17 protein-coding genes are annotated in these 20,284 nt (G+C 72.1%); 11 read left to right on the top strand and 6 right to left on the bottom strand.

Annotated features, from left to right (window positions below):
• Positions 1–25: 25 nt before the first annotated feature.
• On the top strand, positions 26–1,360 hold the full coding sequence (locus ACTXG6_RS05510; protein ID WP_445189923.1) for an amidohydrolase family protein: 1,335 nt from the start codon (positions 26–28) through the stop codon (positions 1,358–1,360).
• A 12-nt stretch (positions 1,361–1,372) separates the two neighbouring features.
• Here ACTXG6_RS05510 and ACTXG6_RS05505 read toward each other — a convergent pair whose 3' ends face one another.
• The 3 genes from ACTXG6_RS05505 to ACTXG6_RS05495 all read right to left on the bottom strand — a co-directional run bounded on the left by ACTXG6_RS05505 (position 1,373) and on the right by ACTXG6_RS05495 (position 4,820).
• Positions 1,373–2,656: a D-arabinono-1,4-lactone oxidase gene (locus ACTXG6_RS05505; RefSeq protein ID WP_445186673.1), complete on the bottom strand. Its 1,284-nt coding sequence runs from the start codon at positions 2,654–2,656 to the stop codon at positions 1,373–1,375.
• 112 nt (positions 2,657–2,768) lie between these two features.
• Positions 2,769–4,145, bottom strand: a complete 1,377-nt coding sequence (locus tag ACTXG6_RS05500) for a hypothetical protein (protein ID WP_445186672.1) — start codon at positions 4,143–4,145, stop codon at positions 2,769–2,771.
• Between the two features lie 285 nt (positions 4,146–4,430).
• Entirely contained in the window at positions 4,431–4,820 is a 390-nt protein-coding gene (locus tag ACTXG6_RS05495; protein ID WP_445186671.1) for a hypothetical protein, read from the bottom strand.
• Positions 4,821–5,290: 470 nt separating this feature from the next.
• On the opposite strand from ACTXG6_RS05495, the gene ACTXG6_RS05490 reads away from it, so the two are divergent.
• Positions 5,291–6,439, top strand: a complete 1,149-nt coding sequence (locus ACTXG6_RS05490) for an AI-2E family transporter (protein WP_445186670.1) — start codon at positions 5,291–5,293, stop codon at positions 6,437–6,439.
• Positions 6,440–6,518: 79 nt separating this feature from the next.
• Here the strand turns inward: ACTXG6_RS05490 and ACTXG6_RS05485 are convergent, their stop codons facing one another.
• The gene (locus tag ACTXG6_RS05485; protein ID WP_445189922.1) at positions 6,519–7,349 is read right to left on the bottom strand and encodes an aldo/keto reductase; all 831 of its coding nucleotides are present in this window, start codon (positions 7,347–7,349) and stop codon (positions 6,519–6,521) included.
• Positions 7,350–7,595: 246 nt separating this feature from the next.
• On the opposite strand from ACTXG6_RS05485, the gene ACTXG6_RS05480 reads away from it, so the two are divergent.
• From ACTXG6_RS05480 to ACTXG6_RS05440, 9 genes are all read left to right on the top strand, one after another.
• Complete coding sequence (locus ACTXG6_RS05480) at positions 7,596–9,314, top strand: acyclic terpene utilization AtuA family protein (protein WP_445186669.1); 1,719 nt, start codon at positions 7,596–7,598, stop codon at positions 9,312–9,314.
• A gap of 53 nt (positions 9,315–9,367) precedes the next feature.
• Complete coding sequence (locus ACTXG6_RS05475; RefSeq protein ID WP_445189921.1) at positions 9,368–10,957, top strand: acyl-CoA carboxylase subunit beta; 1,590 nt, start codon at positions 9,368–9,370, stop codon at positions 10,955–10,957.
• Positions 10,958–10,970: 13 nt separating this feature from the next.
• Positions 10,971–13,010: an ATP-binding protein gene (locus ACTXG6_RS05470; RefSeq protein ID WP_445186668.1), complete on the top strand. Its 2,040-nt coding sequence runs from the start codon at positions 10,971–10,973 to the stop codon at positions 13,008–13,010.
• A complete protein-coding gene (locus ACTXG6_RS05465) occupies positions 13,007–13,612 on the top strand; it encodes a TetR/AcrR family transcriptional regulator (protein WP_445186667.1) in 606 nt (201 codons plus the stop codon). Before ACTXG6_RS05470 ends, ACTXG6_RS05465 begins: the two co-directional genes overlap by 4 nt.
• A gap of 50 nt (positions 13,613–13,662) precedes the next feature.
• Positions 13,663–14,604, top strand: coding sequence for an aldo/keto reductase (locus tag ACTXG6_RS05460; RefSeq protein ID WP_445186666.1), 942 nt, complete (start codon positions 13,663–13,665; stop codon positions 14,602–14,604).
• A gap of 138 nt (positions 14,605–14,742) precedes the next feature.
• On the top strand, positions 14,743–15,546 hold the full coding sequence (locus ACTXG6_RS05455; protein ID WP_445186665.1) for a CoA transferase subunit A: 804 nt from the start codon (positions 14,743–14,745) through the stop codon (positions 15,544–15,546).
• Between the two features lie 62 nt (positions 15,547–15,608).
• Positions 15,609–16,382: a CoA-transferase subunit beta gene (locus tag ACTXG6_RS05450; protein ID WP_445189920.1), complete on the top strand. Its 774-nt coding sequence runs from the start codon at positions 15,609–15,611 to the stop codon at positions 16,380–16,382.
• A 2-nt stretch (positions 16,383–16,384) separates the two neighbouring features.
• Positions 16,385–17,167 (top strand): 3-oxoadipate enol-lactonase, encoded by a 783-nt coding sequence (gene pcaD, locus ACTXG6_RS05445; protein ID WP_445186664.1) that lies wholly within the window; start codon positions 16,385–16,387, stop codon positions 17,165–17,167.
• Between the two features lie 14 nt (positions 17,168–17,181).
• Positions 17,182–17,802, top strand: coding sequence for a DUF1707 SHOCT-like domain-containing protein (locus tag ACTXG6_RS05440; protein WP_445186663.1), 621 nt, complete (start codon positions 17,182–17,184; stop codon positions 17,800–17,802).
• A gap of 100 nt (positions 17,803–17,902) precedes the next feature.
• Here the strand turns inward: ACTXG6_RS05440 and dnaB are convergent, their stop codons facing one another.
• Both dnaB and rplI read right to left on the bottom strand, forming a co-directional pair.
• The gene (gene dnaB, locus ACTXG6_RS05435) at positions 17,903–19,297 is read right to left on the bottom strand and encodes a replicative DNA helicase (RefSeq protein ID WP_445186662.1); all 1,395 of its coding nucleotides are present in this window, start codon (positions 19,295–19,297) and stop codon (positions 17,903–17,905) included.
• A gap of 524 nt (positions 19,298–19,821) precedes the next feature.
• Positions 19,822–20,277 (bottom strand): 50S ribosomal protein L9, encoded by a 456-nt coding sequence (rplI, locus tag ACTXG6_RS05430; RefSeq protein ID WP_445186661.1) that lies wholly within the window; start codon positions 20,275–20,277, stop codon positions 19,822–19,824.
• Positions 20,278–20,284 lie beyond the last annotated feature (7 nt).

The raw sequence follows: 20,284 nt of genomic DNA, 5'->3' as shown, positions 1-20,284 counted from the left end.
CGGCACTGTTTACGACGGCTCCAACGTGGTCACCCGGCTGGCGGCGCCCGTGCTGCTGCCGTGCGACCTGAGCTGCTCGGTGGTCCGCGACGGGGTGCTGGACATCGCGGCGGACGGCCGGATCGCCTGGTGTGGGCCGCGGTCGGCGGCGCCGGCACTGCCGGCCTCGGCGACGGTGCGCGAGCTCGACGGGCTGCTGCTGCCCGGGCTGGTCAACGCGCACTGCCACACCCCGATGACGGTGCTGCGCGGCATGGGCGGCGACCTGCCGCTGATGCGCTGGCTGACCGAGGTGATGTGGCCGGCCGAGGCGAAGCTGGACGCGTCCGACGTGCGCGCCGGGATGGTGCTCGGCTGCGTCGAGATGCTCCGCGCCGGGGTCACCACCAGCGTGGAGATGTACTTCTTCACCGACGCGGTGACCGACGCCGTGCTGGCCGCCGGCAGTCGGGTGCTGCTCACCCCGGGGATCATCGCGGCGCCCGGCTGGGACCGCCTCGGTGCCTGGCAGCAGATGTTGGCCGAGGTGTCCGCCCGGATCGACGCGGACGGGCTGCGGCACGGACCGGGGGAACGGATCGAGCTCGGGTACGGGCCGCACGCGGCGTACACGCTGCCGGCCGAAGCCCTGCCGGCGGTGGCCGAGGAGGCCCGCGAACGCGGTGCGCTGATGCACCTCCACCTGGCCGAGACCACCGGCGAGGACACCGCGCAGCGCGCCGAGTACGGCTCGGTGCCCCGGATGCTGGCCGCCCTCGGGGCGCTCCGGGCTGATTCACCCGGCCGGGTGCTCGCGGCGCACGCCGTACACCTCGACGCCGAGGACATTGCGCTGCTCGCCCGGCACCGGGTCGCGGTGGCGCACTGCCCCGGTTCGAACGCCAAGCTGGCAGCCGGCACCGCGCCGGTGATGGCGCTGCGCCGGGCCGGTGTGCCGCTCGCACTGGGCACCGACGGCCCGGCGTCCTCGGACGACCTTGACCTGTGGGCGCACGCCAGGCTCGCCGGCCGGTTGGCGCGCCTGGCCAGCGGAAACGCCGCCGAGCTGACCGCGGCCGACCTACTGCTGCTGTCCACCCGGCTCGGCGCGGCGGCCATCGGGCGGGACGACCTGGGTGCACTCGAGCCCGGTCGGTGGGCCGACGTGGTGCACGTCAGCACCGACGACCCCGCGTTCCTGAACCTGGACGACGACGGCGGCCTGGTCTCCAACCTGGTGTGGGCCGGCGGCGGGCGGCTGGTCCGCGACGTATGGGTGGCCGGTGACCAGGTGCTGGCCGAAGGTGAGCCGACCCGGGTGGATCGCGGCCAGGCGCAGGCCGACGCCCGCGCGGTGGCCGCGAGACTCCGCGCGTCTTGACTACGCCCGTGACTACCCGAGCAGCGCGGCCAGGTGCGCGTTGCTGAACACCCGTTCGGGGTCGTAGCGGTCCCGCACGGCCAGGAAGTCGGGCAGCCTCGGGTAGGCGTCCGCGACCTGCGCGGACGTCCACGGGTGCCGCTTGCCCCAGTGCGGTCGGCCAGCGTGTGCGCCCAGAACCTCGGCGGTCAGCGTGAACAGCGGCTCAGGGTCGGTACCGGTCGCGGTGTGTACCGCCACCCATCCGGTGTCGCGGCCGTACGCCGGGTGCAGCCACCCGCTCTCCGCCGGCCCCACCCGGACCTCGAGCGGGAAGCCGACGTCGAGCTCCCGCTCCTTGATCGCGGCGAGCAGCTCACACACCCCGTCGGCCAGCGCCTCCCTGGGCAGCGCCCATTCGCTCTCCTCCCACCGCACCACCGGCTGGGCCACCAGCACCCGGTGCGCCAGGTCGGTGACCGAGCCGGAGCCGGTGAGCACGGTGGCCACCCGGTTGATGGTCGGCACCAGCCGGGGCACCGTCCGCCCGAGCGCCACCCCGCCGCCCACCGCGGCCGCCCGGACCAGCCGGCGCTCCACGAAGGTGCGCACCGTGTTGGCCCTGGACTGCGGGTCGGGCTGGTCGGTGACCTCGTCCGCCCACCGGGCCAGTGCAATCGCGGAGTCGGGGCGGGCATAGGGGAACACCGAGAACTCGGCCCAGCGGTGTGCGTCCAGATAGTCCGGGGTGAGCACCTCGGCCAGCGGGAGCCTCGCCTGCGACGCGCGCAGCACGATCTCCGGCACCACCGCCAGCTCGACCTCGGTGACCACGCCGAGCGCGCCGAGCCCGGTCCGGGCGGCATCCAGGTCGGCACCGCCGACCTCGACCACCTCGCCACCGCCCTGCACCAGCCGCAACGCGGTGACCTGGGCGGACAGCGACCCGGTGCGGCCGGTACTGCCGTGGGTCCCGGTGGCGACCGCGCCCGCCACAGTCGGGGTGTCCACGTCGGCCAGGGTGGCCAGCGCCAGCCCGCGCCCGGCCAACGCCACGTTCAGGGCCGCCAGCGTGGTGCCGGCGCGGACCCGCACCCGATCGCCGCTGACCCGCACCAGGCCGGTCATCGCGGACAGGTCGAGCAGTACGTCGTCGGTCACCGCGAGCGGGCTGAACGAGAGTCCCGCGCCGACCGGCCGGACCCGGACCCCACGTCGGGCGGCACGCTGGACCGCCGCCCGCACCCCTGTCTCATCCAGCGGCCGGACGGTGGCGCTGGGGCGGCACTGCAGCCCACCCGACCAGTTCGTCCACATGCGGTGCGAGCCTAACCGGCTGAGGCCCGGACACGACAAACCCGGACGGCGTGTGCCATCCGGGTTTGTCACTGGCAGGTCCCCGCGACCCGCACATCTCTGGGGTGATCGGCTACCTGGGCGGCCGGGACAGCGAACCGAACATCGCACTGCTGTCGAGACTGCCCAGCGCCGAGGTGTCCGAGTCGAGGGACGGATCCGGCTCGCCGTGCCGCTCCGGCCCCCGGTGCGCACCCTGGGGGTACGCCGCACCGACCAGTTCGACGGCGCGCACCGACCGCTCGGCCGGGTAGCTCGTCGGCAGGCCCATCTGTTGGTACACGGGCGCGGCCGGCGGCTGCATCGGCTGGTGGCCCATCTGGTAGCCCCCAGGCTGCGAGTAGCCGTGGTACGCCTGCTGGTACTCCTGCTGACTCAGCGGGACCGCCGGCTGGCCCATCGAGCCGATCGGGGACCTCGGCGACATGGCCGACGGGTGCATCTCCACACCGGGCGAACGGTCCGCGTACAGCTCGGCGGGGCGCTCGCCGTACAACTCGGCCGGGCGCTCGCCGTACAGCTCGGCGGGACGCTCGCCGTACAGCTCGGCCGGACGGTCGCCGTAGAGCTCAGCGGGACGCTCCCCGTACAGCTCGGCCGGGCGCTCACCGTAGCTCTGCACCGGACGCTCGCCGTAGAGCTCGGCGGGCCGGTCCGAGTACAGGTCGGCGGGGCGCTCGCCATAGCTCTGCGGGGGGCGCTCGATGTAGCTCTGCGCCGGACGCTCGGCGTAACTCTGCGCGGGGCGCTCGCCGTAGAGCTCGGCGGGCCGGTCCGCGTACAGGTCGGCGGGACGCTCGGCGTACGAGTCGGCCGGGCGCTCCCCGTACTGCTCGGGCTGCTCCGGCCGGGCGTGCCGGCTCTCCATCCGCCCGAACTCCGGCGCACTGGTCCCGTACGAGGTGAACCCGGTGCCCATGCTGCCTTCGGCCAGGCCGAGCGCGCCGATCGGGGTGCCGCTGTACGACGGCGACAGCGGGTCGGCCAGGGCCGCGAGGTCACCGGCCAGGAACCCGTCCGAACCGTGCGCACCGGCGGTGGCCGGTACCCGGGCCATCCCACCGGTGGGGTAGTCGACCTGGTAGTCGGCGGCGACCGGAGCGGCAGCGTAGGCCGGGTTGGCGTGCCGGGGCGCCTGCTCGGGCTGCGCCTGGGTCGCCACGGTCTGCTCGGCGGACTCCGCGAGCCGGTACTCGGCCGCGCGCGGCTCCATCTGGTACTCCGGTGCGCCGTACCGGGTCGCCGACGGGTCGGCCGGTGGCCGTTGCGGCGTCCTCGGTTCCGGTTCGGGGCTGCCGCCCCACTGAGCCGACGGCACGGCGGCGACGGCGCCCGTGCCGCTCAGTCCGATCATGCCTCCGGTGATGACAGCGGCAGCGAAACCACGCCTACCCCAGGTGTCCATCCGGTCCTCCTTCGACGTCCGGCGCGGCATGGCCACCGTGGTCAATCGAATGCTCGATCGGTGTCTCGGTGCCACCAGCGACGGCGGAACGTTCTTCAGAAGGTTCAACGCGGGGATGGGTTCCGGGTAACTGCCTCACGAGAGTGAGGCAGCCCGGCAATTTGGTCACGCTTCGTTATATTCCGCTGATCTCCGCACGTCACGGCGCCGGCGCCGAACCGGGCCGTCACGCTCTGTTGCGAAGTTTCCCCACGCGACCCGTACGGAACATGCACCTCACCCGACTGTGCCGAGTGCCGGTCACCGCGCTGTGAGCGATGCCCGGACGCTCTAGGAGTGCCCGATCGAACGGAGCGCTCGGTGCCGCCCACCCCGCCCGCCGGCGACCTCGGCGATTCCCCCGGGCTCCGGGTGGGCGGCCGCCGTCGGGACGGCCTCCTCCGACCGGTGCGCGGTGGCATCGGTTCGGTTCGACCTGGCGTGTCCGGCTACCCGGCCGCGCTCGGTGGGCGGGACCGCGTGCAGCAGCATGCGGGTCATCGCGGGCGCCGCCGGACCGGTCGACGGCAGCGGGGCGCGCAGCGGATCTCGCCGGAAATGCTCGACCGGATCACCCGCGCGGCGGGCCAATGCATGAAATATCGGGGTGGACTCGCACTCGTCGTTGCCGAGTTTGTCCAAGTCAATTGAGGGCTCGTACACCTGTGCGCTTACCTCCACCACGATCTCGTTCAATTGCGCGCCCGGGCCCGCGGCGCCGCGCCGCGCCGGTCGGGCCTTCCGGGGTCTGCACTGCGACAACGGCTGCCGCCACCGGAGGTTGCGGGAGTTACCGAGTTGTAAGCCGAACAAACGAATGAGGGCTCGATAGAGTGGCCTTATTGGGCCGGCCCCGTATTCGCGGCCGTATCCCAGCTGTCTCCCAGCCGTATCCCTGCCCATCCGAGCCGGCGCCCGCCGCCGGCCGTTCAGGCTCGATCCAGGTCGATCCTCACCAAACGGGGGACGGCCGGCCGCGCGGCGGAAAGTATGTCGAGGTAGCCGCTAGTGTCGGATTTGTGCACCCCGACCGCGCCGAGTCACCGAACGGGCCGCCCAGCGTCCAACCGCCAGCTCGCCGGGACGAAATCGGACCGGCACCGGCAACGGACTCGGTCCTGTCGCCATCTCCGATCCCGGCGCCGCTGCGGGTGGCCTCCGAACTGTCCGCGCGCTTCCTGCTGATCGCCGCCGCGCTCAGCGTGCTGCTGTTCCTGCTGGTCCAGCTGCGCATCGTGGTCATTCCGGTGGCCATCGCACTGCTGCTCTCCGCGCTGCTCGCGCCGGTGGTCACCACGGTGGTGGACCGGCTGCGGCTACCCAGGGGGGTGGCGACCGGGCTGGTGCTGATCGCGAGCATCGCGCTGTTCGCGATGGTGATGTCGTTCGTGGTCAACGCCTTCATCGCCGGCCTGCCCGACCTGGTGAACCGCCTCGTGCAGAGCTACCAGGTCACCTTCCGGCCGCTGCTGGCCGGGCCGCCGCTGCGCATCCCGATGACCCGGCTCGACGACCTGTCCGGTGAGTTTCAGCGCTCCATCACGTCCAACATCGACGTGATCACCTCGGGTGCGCTGAGTACCGCGGCCACCGTTGGCGAGGCCGCCTCCGGCATGTTGCTCGGGCTGTTCGTGCTGATCTTCTTCCTGCACGACGGCGGCAGCATCTGGAGGTTCCTGATCCGGGTCATCCCGCTGGCCCAGCGGCCCCGGGTGGACATCGCCGGCCAGCGCGCGTTCGCCTCGCTGGTCGGCTACACCAGGGCCACCGTGGTGGTTGCGGTGGTGGACGCCGTCGGTATCGGCATCGGCCTGTGGGCCATCGGGGTGCCGCTGGTGGTCCCGCTGGCCGCGCTGGTGTTCCTCAGCGCGTTCGTCCCGGTGGTCGGCGCGGTGCTGTCCGGTTCGGTGGCGGTGCTGATCGCGCTGGTGGCGAACGGCCCGGTGCCGGCGGCCATCGCGCTCGGCGTTGTCATCGCGGTGATGCAGCTGGAGAGCCACGTGCTGCAGCCGATCCTGCTCGGCCGGGCGGTCCAGCTGCACCCGCTGGCGGTCGTGCTGGGGGTGGCCGGCGGCGTGGTGGTCGCGGGCATCACCGGGGCACTGCTCGCGGTGCCCACCATCGCGGTGCTGTCGGCGATCGTGCGCTCGCTGCTCTCCCCGGACGAGCCGCGCCCGGAGGACATCGACCCGCTGGACCCGCTGCACGCGAAGGCCGGCCCGTCCGAGGCCAAGGAGCGCCGTCGGTTGCTCCGGGTGGTCGCCAAGCTCAACAACTGGAGTCGGACGACCGCGCGCTGAGGTTCGCCGGCACCGCGCAACGGACGCTGAAGGGCCCGCCGACCAGGTTCGGTCAGCGGGCCCCTCCGAACCGTTATGCCTAGGAGACGGCGTCGTCCAGTGCGTTCACCGTGGCCAGGTCGAGCTTCAGGCCGGCGCCCGCCAGGTTCTCCTCCAGGTGCGCCACAGAGGAGGTGCCCGGGATCGGGAGCATGATCGACGAGCGCTGCAGCAGCCAGGCCAGCGCCACCTGGCTGGCCGTGGCGCCCAGCCGCTCGGCGGCCTCGTGCACCACGCCGCCCGGCTTGGCCAGCTCACCGGCCGCGAGCGGGAACCACGGGACGAACCCGATGCCCCGCTCGGTGCAGTAGCGCAGCACGTCGTCGGAGGCGCGGTCGGTCAGGTTGTACCGGTTCTGCACGCTGGCGATGTCGACGATGTTCGAGGCGGCCGCGATCTCGTCGACCGACACCTCAGACAGGCCGACCAGCCTGATCTTGCCCTCGGACTGCAGGTCGGCGAGCAGGCCGAACTGGTCCTCGGCCGGCACGGTCGGGTCGATCCGGTGCAGCTGGAACAGGTCGATCCGGTCGACGCCGAGGCGGCGCAGGCTCAGCTCGCACTGCTGGCGCAGGTACTCCGGGCGCCCGCACGGGAACCACTTGCCCGGCCCGGTGCGCAGGAGCCCCGCCTTCGTGGCGATGACGAGGTTCTCGTCGTAGGGGTGCAGGGCCTCACGGATGAGCTCCTCGCTGATGGTCGGGCCGTAGGAGTCGGCGGTGTCGATCAGATCGACGCCGAGCTCGACCGCCCGGCGAAGCACCCGGATCGCCTCGTCGTGGTCAGCCGGCGGGCCCCAGACTCCCGGTCCGGGGAGCTGCATGGCGCCGAAGCCCAGCCGGGTCACCTTGATCGTGTCGGCGAGCTGGATCTGCCCACTCTCGGCGGCCGGTCGGCCGGTGCCGAGTCCGGTAGAGGTGGTACTGCTCACGTATTTCGCCCCCGAGAAATGTCGCTGGTCGGAAGGCTCCAAGCGTTGCAGGCGGGGTGCGTAGGCCGCTCGTGTACGTGACGAGTCCGACATGTGGTGTACCCCAATGGTTGTCACCCGAGCGGCGGGCAATAAACAATCACGCGCGCTTGTTTTTCCCGGGTCGCACTGGCACGCTGCTGACCTGTGACACTGCGTATCGGCAACGCATCGGGCTTCTACGGTGACCGGTTCTCCGCTGTGCGGGAGATGCTGACCGGCGGCCCGCTGGACGTGCTGACCGGCGACTATCTCGCCGAGCTGACCATGTTGATCCTGGGCCGCGACCGGCTGAAGGACGCCAACCGCGGCTACGCCCGGACCTTCCTGCGCCAGCTCGAGGAGAACCTCGGACTGGCCGTGGAGCGCCGCGTAAAGATCGTCACCAACGCCGGCGGGCTCAACCCGGCCGGGCTGGCCGACGCGCTGCGCGGGCTGGCCGACCGGCTCGGCATCGAGGCCAGGATCGCCCACGTCACCGGCGACGATCTGCTGGACCGGACCGGCGAGCTGGGCCTGAACAGTGCCGGCGAACCGCTCACCGCGAACGCCTACCTGGGTGCTTGGGGCATCGCGGAGTGCCTCGACGCCGGCGCCGACGTGGTGGTCACCGGCCGGGTCACCGATGCCTCGCTGGTGGTCGGGCCGGCCGCCGCGCACTACGGCTGGGGCCGCGAGGACTACGACGCGCTGGCCGGCGCGGTGGTCGCCGGGCACGTGCTGGAGTGCGGCGCGCAGACCACCGGCGGCAACTACGCGTTCTTCACCGAGCTGACCGGCCGCGGCCGGCTGGGCACCCCCGGCTTCCCGATCGCAGAGATCGACGCCGACGGCAGCTGCGTGATCACGAAGCACGACGGCACCGGCGGCGAGGTGAACGTGGAGACGGTCACCGCGCAGCTGCTGTACGAGATCACCGGCGCCCGCTACGCCGGCCCGGACGTGACCGCCCGGTTCGACAGCATCGCGCTGGAGCAGGACGGCGTAGACCGGGTGCGGATCTCCGGCGTCCGGGGTGAGGCCCCACCGCCGACGCTCAAGGTCTGCCTGAACACGCTCGGCGGGTTCCGCAACGAGACCACGTTCGTGCTCACCGGGTTGGACATCGACGCCAAGGCCGACCTGGTCAAGGCGCAGCTGGAGGCCGGGCTGAGCAAGCGACCGGCCGAGCTGACCTGGACCCTGGCCCGCACCGACCACGACGACGCGGACACCGAGCAGCGGGCCAGTGCGCTGCTGCACTGCGCGGTGCGCGACCCGGACCCGACGGTGGCCGGGCGGGCGTTCAGCGCGGCGGCGGTCGAGCTCGCGCTGGCCAGCTACCCCGGCTTCCACGTCACCGCGCCGCCGACCGACGCCGCGCCGTACGGCGTCTACCGGGCCGAGTACGTACCCGCCGAGGCCGTCGAGCACATCGCGGTGCTCCCCGGCGGCGACCGGCTGACCATCGCGCCGACCGCCGGCGGGATCCCACTGGCCGCCGTACCCGACCCGCCGCCGCCACCCGCACCGCCGCCGGGCCGCACCCGCCGGGCGCCGCTTGGCACGGTGCTCGGCGCCCGCTCCGGCGACAAGGGCGGCGACGCGAACCTGGGTGTCTGGGTGCGTCCCGGCGAGCATGCCGACGCCGCGTACCGATGGCTCGCGCACACCCTGAGCACCGAGAAGCTGCGCGAGCTGCTCCCCGAAACCGCCGACCTGACCATCCAGCGCCACCCGTTGCCGAACCTGCGCGCGGTGAACTTCGTCATCGAGGGCCTGCTCGGGTTGGGGGTGGCCAGCCAGCACCGGTTCGACCCGCAGGCCAAGGCGCTCGGCGAGTGGCTGCGCGGCCGGCACGCCGACATCCCGGAGGCAATCCTGTGACCGCGCCGACCACCTTCACCCCCACCGACGAACACGCGACCAACCGCGCCGCCATGCTCGCCAAGCTCGCGGAGCTGGACACCGAGCAGGGCAAGGCGATTGCCGGCGGTGGCGCGAAGTACGTGGAGCGGCACCGAAAGCGCGGCAAGCTGACCGCGCGCGAGCGGGTCGAGCTGCTGATCGACGAGGACAGCGCATTCCTGGAGCTGTCCCCGCTGGCCGCCTGGGGCACCAACTACACCGTCGGCGGCAGCGTGATCACCGGTGTCGGTGTGGTCGAGGGCGTCGAGTGCATGCTGATCGCCAGCGACCCGACGGTGAAGGGCGGCGCGATCAACCCGTCCGGTCTGAAGAAGGGGCTGCGGGCCGCCGAGATCGCCGAGCAGAACCGGCTGCCGCTGATCAACCTGGTCGAGTCCGGCGGCGCCGACCTGCCCACCCAGAAGGACATCTTCATCCCCGGCGGCCGCACCTTCCGCAACCTGACCCGGTCCAGCCAGCGCAAGGTGCCGACCATCGCCCTGGTGTTCGGCAACTCCACCGCCGGCGGCGCGTACCTGCCCGGCATGTCCGACTACGTGGTGATGGTCGCCGAGCGGGCCAAGGTGTTCCTGGGCGGCCCGCCGCTGGTCAAGATGGCGACCGGGGAGGACGCCGACGACGAGGAGCTGGGCGGCGCGGAGATGCACGCCCGTACCTCGGGGCTGGCCGACTACCTTGCCGTCGACGAGGAGGACGCGATCCGGCTGGGCCGGCGCATCGTGGCGCGGCTGAACTGGCGCAAGCACGGGCCGGCCCCGAAGACCGACTACGGCGAGCCGCTGCTGCCCGCCGAGGACCTCCTCGACATCGTGCCGTCGGACCTGAAGGTGCCGTTCGACCCGCGCGAGGTGATCGTCCGGATTGTGGATGGCCCAGCTGGCGCTGCCGGCCCAGCTGGCTCGGTCGACGGCGCTCCGGTGTTCGACGAGTTCAAGCCGCTCTACGGCCCGTCGCTGGTCACCGGCTGGGCGCGGCTGCACGGCTACCCGATCGGCATCCTGGCCAACGCGCAGGGTGTGCTGTTCAGCGAGGAGTCGCAGAAGGCCGCCCAGTTCATCCAGCTGGCCAACCAGACCGACACGCCGCTGCTGTTCCTGCACAACACCACCGGCTACATGGTCGGCAAGGACTACGAGCACGGCGGCATCATCAAACACGGCTCGATGATGATCAACGCGGTGTCCAACTCGACGGTGCCGCACCTGTCCGTGCTGATGGGCGCGTCCTACGGGGCCGGGCACTACGGGATGTGCGGGCGGGCCTACGACCCCCGGTTCCTGTTCGCCTGGCCGAGCGCGAAGTCCGCGGTGATGGGACCGGCGCAGCTGGCCGGTGTGCTGTCCATCGTCGCCCGGGCGGCCGCCGCGTCCCGGGGCCCTGAGTCAGCCGCCGCCTACAGCGAGGAGAACGACGCCGCGATGCGTGCCATGGTCGAGGGGCAGATCGAGTCGGAGTCGATGCCGATGTTCCTGTCCGGGATGGTCTACGACGACGGGATCATCGACCCGCGCGACACCCGCACCGTGCTCGGGCTCTGCCTGTCGGTCGTGCACAACGCCCCGGTGCGCGGCGCCGACGGCTTCGGCGTCTTCCGGATGTGAAGGTCTTCCCACGATGATCACCAATCTGCTGGTCGCCAACCGGGGCGAGATCGCCCGCCGGGTGTTCCGGACCTGTTCGGCGCTGGGCATCGGCACCGTCGCGGTGTACTCAGATGCCGATGCCGATGCGCCGCACGTGGCCGACGCGGACGCCGCGGTGCGGCTGCCCGGCAACGCGCCCGGCGACACCTACCTGCGGGCCGACCTGCTGGTCAAGGCGGCGGCCGAGGCGGGCGCCGACGCGGTGCACCCCGGCTACGGGTTCCTGTCCGAGAACGCCGCGTTCGCCCGCGCGGTCACCGATGCGGGGCTGACCTGGGTGGGGCCGCCGCCGTCGGCGATCGAGACGATGGGCTCGAAGGTCGAGTCCAAGCGGCTGATGGCGGCCGCCGGCGTACCGGTGCTGCCCGAGCTCGCGGTCGCCGAGGTGACCGAGGCCGACCTGCCGGTGCTGGTCAAGGCGTCCGCGGGCGGCGGCGGCCGGGGCATGCGGATCGTCTCGGCGCTGGCGGAGCTGGCCGACGCGGTGGCCAGTGCCTCGGCGGAGGCCGGCTCAGCGTTCGGCGACCCGACGGTGTTCTGCGAGCGCTACCTGGCGACCGGGCGGCACATCGAGGTCCAGGTGCTGGCCGATGCGCACGGCACCGTGTGGGCACTCGGCGAGCGGGAGTGCTCGATCCAGCGTCGGCACCAGAAGGTGATCGAGGAAGCGCCGTCCCCGCTGGTGGACGACACGACCCGGGCCCGGCTCTGCGACGCGGCGGTGGCGGCCGCCCGGGCCGTCGACTACGTCGGCGCCGGCACCGTGGAGTTCCTCGCCGCCACCGCCCCGGACGGCACCGTGGCCTTCTACTTCCTGGAGATGAACACCCGGCTGCAGGTGGAGCACCCGGTCACCGAGTGCGTCACCGGCCTCGACCTGGTCGCGCTGCAGCTGTCCGTCGCCGAGGGCGCCCCGCTGCCGCCCGGCGGGCCACCCGAGTTCACCGGGCACGCCATCGAGGTGCGGCTCTACGCCGAGGACCCGGCGCTGGACTGGCAGCCCCAGAGCGGCACCCTGCACCGGTTCGCCGTGCCCGGGGTCGACGCGGAGTTCCAACTGCCGCCCGTGAGTGGCGAGTGGTCCCAGAGGACCACTCGCCACTCACGACCCCGGCTGCGGCTGGACAGCGGAGTGGTGGACGGGTCGCTGGTGGGCGTGCACTACGACCCGATGCTGGCCAAGGTGATCGCCTGGGGGCCGGACCGGGTGTCCGCCGCCCGCGCCCTGGCCGCCGCGCTGGCCGGCGCCGAGATCCACGGCGTGCGCACCAACCGGGATCTGCTGGTCAACGTGCTGCGCCACCCGGCGTTCCTGGCCGGGGACATCGACACCGCGTTCTTCGACCGGCACGGGCTGACCGGGACGTCCGGGCTGGCCGCTCCGCTCGCCGGGCCCGAGTCGGTGCGGCTGTCCGCGCTGGCCGCCGCGCTGGCCCAGTCCGCCGCCAACCGGGGTGCCGCGACCGTGCAGGGTCGGCTGCCCAGCGGCTGGCGCAACGTCGCGTCCGTGCCGCAGCGCAAGCGCTACCTACCGGCCGGCGCCGCACCGGACGAGCCGGACACCGGTATCGAGGTCAGCTACCGACTGTCCCGGGACGGGTTGCGGGCCGAGGGCTACGACGGCGTGGCGTTGGTGTCGGCGACAGCGGAGCAGGTGGTGCTGGAGGTCGGCGGGCTGCGCCGGTCCTTCGCGGTGGCGCGCTACCCGGGCCTGGTCGCGGTGGAGTCGGCGCTGGGCTCGGTGACGCTCACGCCGCTGCCCCGGTTCCGCGATCCGGAGTCGGCGCTGGCGTCGGGCTCGCTGGTGGCGCCGATGCCGGGCACCGTGTTGCGCCTGGCCGTCGCCGTGGGCGATCAGGTCCGGGCCGGTCAGCCGGTGCTCTGGCTGGAGGCGATGAAGATGGAACACAAGATCACCGCGCCGGCAGACGGCGTGGTCACCGAGCTGCCGGTCGGCGTGGGCCAGCAGGTCGAGGTGGGCACCCTGCTCGCCGTCGTACCGGGCGAGTGACGACGGGGGAGCGCGCCGTCAGGGAACCTCGGCAGGAACGCAGTCGGGCCACCCGGCGGTGGCTGCTCGAAGCGGCGGTGAGCTGCATCGCCGAGCTGGGCTGGAGCGGGGCGACCGTGGCGGTCATCGCGGAGCGGGCCGGCGTGTCCCGGGGCGCCGCGCAGCACCACTTCCCGACCAGGGAGGCACTGGTCACCGCCGCCGTGGACTACCTGGGCGAGGAGCAGCTGCGCCAGCTGCGCGCCAGGGCCGCCGGGCTGCCCAGTGGCGCGTCCCGGGTCGAACCGGTGGTGGACATGCTGCTCGACCTGTACGTCGGACCGACGTTCCGGGCCGCACTGCACGTCTGGGTGGCCGCGTCCACCGACGAGGCGTTGCGGGCCGCCGTGGTGCCGCTGGAGGCCAAGGTCGGCCGGGAGGCGCACCGGGTGGCCGTCGAGCTGCTCGGGGTGGACGAGGCACACCCGGGGGTGCGCGAGCTGGTGCAGGCCACCCTGGACCTGGCGCGCGGGCTCGGCCTGGCGCACACCCTCACCGACGACACCGCACGGCGCGGCCAGATCGCCGCGCAGTGGGCCCGGGTGCTGCGACAGATGCTCTGACGCTGAGAACGGAAGTTGCCGATCCGCCCGGTCGGTTTTACGTTCAACCAATGGAGCAACGCGCACTCGGTGACGGCGGGCCGAAGCTGTCGGTGATCGGTCTCGGCTGCAACAACTTCGGCATGCGCATCGATGCCGAGGCGTCGACGGCGGTGGTGCACGCGGCGCTGGACGCCGGCATCACCCACTTCGACACCGCCGAGATGTACGGCGGCGGGCGCTCCGAGGAGTTCCTCGGTGCCGCGCTCGGTACCCGGCGGAGCGAGGTGGCCATCGCCACCAAGTTCAGCCCGCGACCGAATGACGAGGCGTACCGGCCGGGCGTGCTCGCGGACCGCATCCGAACCGCCGTCGAAGGCAGTCTGCGCCGCCTCGGTACCGACTACATCGACGTGTACTACCAGCACTACCCGGACGCCGACGGGCCCGTCGAGGAGGCTCTGGAGACGTTGAACGAGCTGGTCGAGGCCGGCAAGGTGCTGTACCTGGCCAACTCGAACGTCTCGGCGGCACAGATCACCAGGGCCGGTGAGGTCGCCGCCGACCAGGGCTGGGCGCGGTTCACCGGCACCCAGATCGAGTGGAGCCTGCTGTCCCGGGATGTCGAGGAGTCGATCGTGCCGGCCGCCACCGCGACCGGCCTCGGCGTGGTGCCGTTCTTCCCGCTCGCCTCCGGGATGCTGACCGGCAAGTACCGCAAGGACGAGCCGTACCCCGAGGACAGCCGCCTCGGGTTCGCCAAGAAGGCCGGCGCCGCCGGGCTGGCCCGCTTCGCCACCGACGAGAACTTCGCCAAGGTCGACGCCTACACCGCGTTCGCCACCGAGAACGGGCACACCGTCACCGAACTGGCCATCGGCTGGCTGTTGGCGCAGCCGTCGGTGACGTCCGTGATCGCCGGCGCGACCAAGCCGGAACAGGTCGCGGCCAACGTCGCCGCCACCTCCTGGGCGCTGTCCGCCGCCGATGCCGACAGCGTGGCCGCGCTCTAACCCGAACCCGGTGGCGGATAACACTTCCGCTCGGCGGTAGTCGCCCGTTGGCGGCACCCGGCAAGGACGGTTAACGTTCGGCCAGACCGGCCACCCCTGTTATGACACGACGGATGGCCGCTGAGCACGGACGGAGCCATGGCCGAGATCAAGACGCTGACCGACGCGGTCGCGGAGCTGGTGCACGACGGGGACTCGGTGGCCCTGGAGGGGTTCACCCACCTGATCCCGTTCGCCGCCGGCCACGAGATCATCCGGCAGCACAAGCGCAACCTCACGTTGATCAGGATGACCCCGGACCTGATCTACGACCGGATGATCGGCGCCGGCTGCGCGTCGAAGCTGGTGTTCTCCTGGGGCGGCAATCCCGGCGTCGGCTCGCTGCACCGGATGCGCGACGCGCTGAGCCACAACTGGCCGGTGCCGCTGCAGATCGAGGAGCACAGCCACGCCGGCATGGCCAACCGCTACGTGGCCGGCGCCTCCGGGTTGCCGTTCGGGGTGCTGCGCGGTTACGCCGGCACCGACCTGCCCGCGCACACCGACACGATCAGCACCGTGACCTGCCCGTTCACCGGCGAGCAGCTGGCCGCCGTGAAGGCCTTGAACCCCGATGTCGCGGTGATCCACGCGCAGCGGGCGGACCGGGACGGCAACGTGCAGCTGTGGGGCATCACCGGGGTGCAGAAGGAGGCGGTGCTGGCCGCGAAGCGTTCGCTGGTCACTGTCGAGGAGATCGTGGACACGCTCGAGCCGGTGCCCGGTGCGGTACTGCTGCCGTCCTGGGTGATCGACGCGGTGGCGGTGGCCCCCGGCGGGGCGAAGCCGTCCTACGCGTTCGGCTACTACGAGCGGGACAACGCCGCGTACAAGGCCTGGGACCTGGTGAGCCGGGACCGGGAGAAGTTCTCGGCGTGGCTCGAGGAGTTGGTGGCACCGTGAGCGAGGCGACGAGCGAACCATCAGTGCTGAGCGAGGCGCGTACAGAGCTCGCCGTCGAGCCGATGGCCGGCACCGAGGCGGCACCGTCCTACACCGCCGACGAGATGATGACGGTGGCCGCCGCCCGGGCACTGCGCGACGGCGCGGTCCTGTTCGTCGGCATCGGGCTGCCGTCCACGGCGGCCAACCTGGCGCGACGGCTGCACGCGCCCAACCTGGTACTGATCTACGAGTCGGGCACCCTGGACACCCGCCCGGAGCTGCTGCCACTGTCCATCGGCGACGGCATCCTGGCCGAGTCCGCGCTGACCGTGGTCAGCGTGCCCGAGGTGTTCAACTACTGGCTGCAGCCGGGGCGGATCGACGTCGGCTTCCTGTCCGGCGCCCAGCTGGACCGCTACGGCAACATCAACACCACCGTGATCGGCGAGTACGACGAGCCGTCGGTGCGGCTGCCCGGGTCCGGTGGGGCGCCGGAGATCGCCGCGTCCTGCGGCGAGGTGATGATCGTGATGCGGCACCGGCTGCGCGCGTTCGTGTCCGGGGTGGACTTCATCACCTCGCTGGGGCACGGCAGCGGCCCGGATGACCGGAAACGGCTCGGCCTGACCGGCGCCGGCCCGCTGCGGGTGATCACCGACCTCGGCGTGCTGGAGCCGGACCCGGAGACCCGCGAGCTGACCCTCACCGGGCTGCACCCCGGGATCACCGTCGAGCAGGTGCGCGCCGAGACCGGCTGGCCGCTCGCGATCAGCTCGGAGCCGCTGGTGCCCACGCCGGCGCCGACCGGCCGCGAGCTCGAGGTACTCCGCTCGCTGCGAACGGTGGGGCAGTAACTATGGCGATGGGAGACCGCGGCTCGGTGGCGCTGCACCACGTGATCGAGGGCCCGGCGGACGCACCGCCGCTGGTACTGCTCGGCTCGCTGGGCAGCGCGCTGGACATGTGGCGCCCGCAGCTGCCGGCGCTGACCCCGAACTGGCGGGTGATCCAGGTGGACCACCGGGGCCACGGCGGCTCGCCGGTCCCCGCCGGCCCGTACACGATCGCTGAGCTGGCCGGTGACGTGCTCGCGCTGCTGGACCGGCTCGAGCTGGACCGGGTGCACTTCGCCGGCCTGTCGCTCGGCGGCATGGTCGGCATGTACCTTGCCGCCGAGGCACCCGAGCGGATCGACCGGCTCGCACTGATGGCCACCTCGGCCGGCTACCCGGACAAGGCTCCGTGGGAGACCCGGATCGAGGCGGTGGCCCACGGCGGCACCGACGCGATCGCCGACGCCGTGGTGAGGAACTGGTTCACCGCCGACTTCGCCGCCGCGCACCCGGACACGGTGGACTGGGCGCGGGACTCGGTGCGCAAGACGCCGGACCTGGGTTACCTGGGCTGCTGTCAGGCGATCCGGGACTGGGACCACGTGGCGCGCCTCGGCGAGATCACCGCGCCGAGCCTGATGATCTGCGGCACCGACGACCCGTCCACCCCGGAGCAGCCGCACGGCGCCACCATCGCCGCCGGCATCCCCGGGGTGCGCTTCGAGCTGGTGCGGGCCGCGCACCTGCTCAACATCGAGCGGCCCGGCGAGGTGAACGCGCTGCTCACCGCGCACTTCGGCGGCTGAGCTACCGTGGCCCCGTGTCCGACGAGCTGGGTCCGAGCGAACTGCGGATCTCCGACCTGGACCGGGAACGGGCCTGCTCGCTGCTGGCCACCGCCATGGAGCAGGGTCGGATCTCCCCGGTCGAGTTCAGCGACCGCTGCGAGGCGTCCTGGGCGGCGCGCACCCGGGCCGAGCTGCTCGCGGTGCTGTCCGACCTGCCCGGCGGCCCGCCCCCGGAGCTGGCCCCGCTGGTCCTCGACGTGGCCTTCGGCCAGGTCCGGCGGACCGGCCGCTGGGCGGTACCGGAGCTGGTCCGGATCACCGGCCTCGGCCAGCGCACCATGCTCGACTTCACCGACGCGGTGATCCGGCGCCCCGAAGTGATCATCGAGGTTGCGGCCAACATGAGCGCCACCCGGGTGGTACTGCCGGCCGTCGCCGAGGTGGACACCGACGGGCTCGAGCTGGTCGCCGGCTCGGTACGCCACCGAGGCCCGAGTGGTCGCCCGGACCGGCCCCGGGGGCGGCTGCGCCGGCTGCTGCCCGGCGGCGGCCGGGAGCCCGACCCGGTGCTGCCCACCCAGTTCGTCCTGCGTGGGCGGGCCACACTCGCCTCGGTGACCGTCTGGCACCCGCGCGCCACCCGCCGCCGCTGACCGGGCGCTCCGCGTATCGGTCACACAGACCGGGTACCGGCCGCACAGACCCTGCAGACCCTGTGCCGGCGGCACCAGGTCTGTGCCAGCCACAGAGAGGCTAGCTCTGGGCCAGGTCGGCGAAGCGGCTGTAGTGCAGCTGGTGGGCCACCGTGATGGTGTTGGTGGGGCCGTTTCGGTGCTTGGCCAGGATCAGGTCCGCCTCGCCGGCCCGGGGGTCGTCGCGCTCGAAGGCGTCCGGGCGGTGCAGCAGGATCACCATGTCGGCGTCCTGCTCGATCGAGCCGGACTCACGCAGGTCGGACAGCATCGGCCGCTTGTCGGTGCGCTGCTCGGGGCCACGGTTCAGCTGGCTGATCGCCACCACCGGTATCTCGAGCTCCTTGGCCAGCAGCTTGATCTGCCGGGAGAACTCCGACACCTCCTGCTGGCGGGACTCCACGCGCCGCCCCGAGGTCATCAGCTGCAGGTAGTCGACCACCAACAGCTTGAGATTGTTGCGCTGCTTGAGCCGCCGCGCCTTGGCCCGGATCTCCATCATCGTCAGGTTCGGCGAGTCGTCGATGAACAGCGGCGCCTCGCTGATCTCGCTCATCCGCCGGGCCATCCTGGTCCAGTCGTCGTCGCTCATCCGCCCGGCGCGCATGTCGGTCAGCCTGATCCGGGCCTCGGCGGACAGCAGCCGCATCACGATCTCGTTGCGCCCCATTTCCAGGGACATGAAAGCGCTGGTCATGCCGTGCTTCACCGAACAGGAGCGGGCGAAGTCCAGCCCGAGGGTGGACTTGCCGAGACCGGGCCGGGCCGCGACCACGATCATCTGGCCGGGGTGCAGGCCGTTGGTGCAGGCGTCCAGGTCGACGAAGCCGGTGGGCACGCCGAGGGAGACCCCGCCTCGGGACGCGATCGCGTCGATCTCGTCCATGGTGGGCTGCAGCAGCTCTTCGAGAGCTACGTAGTCCTCGCTGGTGCGCCGCTCGGTGACGTCGTAGATGGCGGCCTGCGCGCGGTCTACCACCTCGTCCACCTGGGCACCGTCCGCGCCGTGGTAGCCCAGCTGCACGATTCGGGTGCCGGCCTCCACCAGGCGGCGCAGGATCGCCTTCTCCGCCACGATCTCGGCGTAGTAGGAGGCATTGGCCGCCGTGGGCACGGTGGCGATCAGCGTGTGCAGGTACGGCGCGCCGCCGAGGCGGACCAGGTCGCCGCGCCGCTCCAGCTCGGCGGAGATGGTGACCGGGTCGGCCGGCTCACCCCGGGTGTACAGATCGAGGATGCAGTCGTAGACCGTCTGGTGCGCCGGCCGGTAGAAGTCGTCGGGGCTCAGCACCTCCACGACGTCGGCGATGGCGTCCTTGCTGAGCAGCATGCCGCCCAGCACGGACTGCTCGGCCATCAGATCCTGAGGCGGCTGGCGATCGAACTCCGGCGGCGGCTCATCCGCCGACCGGACATGACGAGGCCGACCTGCCGGCCGTTCGTCGGGTACCGCCATCGCGCTGCCTTCCTCCCCCGTGATCGTTCTACCGGTCGTCCCCGACAGAACTGAAAGGCTTCGGGTGGACCGGTGGTCGCCCTTCATCCAGTCGGCGAGTCCATCCGCGTCCAGCCCGAGAAGGCAGGCTAGGGGTGTGCGGGCTGAGTAACCAAAACGCTCTGTTGACAACTCTGTTGATCAGTTGGGGACAACTCGGACAGCTCCCGCACAGAAAGCGTGCCCGATGTGGACAACCTGGGGACGGATTGCGCTATATCGGCCGTTTGCGCACGTCAGGACGGTTACGGTCGATGGGGACAAGTCACCCGAAATTACCCCGGCGTGTCCGGTAGAAATCCTTCTCCGGGCGTGTCCGGCGGGCCTCAGACTCTCAACCCACACCCAAGACTGAGGGTTCGTCAGCTACGCACAGCTACCGGCATGGCAGTGCCCCCGCCGCCAACTGTGGGCGACGGGGGCACCGGAAAAGCCGTCCGGGACACGATCGAGCGAACCGGTCCCGGTCCAGAACGGTCTGGCGATCAGCCGCGAGCGGTGACCTCAAGGGTCAGCTCGGCGTTGACCTCCGGGTGCAGCCGGACCGACGCTGAGTGCCGGCCGACCGTCTTGATCTGTGTCGGCAGCGAGACCGCTCGGCGGTCCAGCTGCGGGCCGCCGGCGGCACGCACCGCGTCCACCACGTCGGCCGGGGTCACCGAACCGAAGAGGCGACCGCTGTCGGACGCGGCCTTGGCAGCCAGCTTGACCGGCGGCAGCGCCTTGAGGGTCGCGGCCACCTCCTTGGCGTGCCCGAGGTCGCGGATCTGGCGGGCCTCGCGGCCCTTGCGGATCGCGGCGACCTGCTTCTCGGCGCCGCGGGTGGCCGGGATGGCCAGCTGCCGAGGCAGCAGGAAGTTACGGCCGTAGCCGTCTTTGACCTCGACGATGTCTCCGGGCGCACCCAGGTTCGACACGTCGGCGGTGAGGATCAGCTTCACTGTGATC

It is taken from the genome of Pseudonocardia sp. Cha107L01, from assembly GCF_052566575.1.
This window is presented reverse-complemented; position numbering and strand designations above follow the sequence as displayed.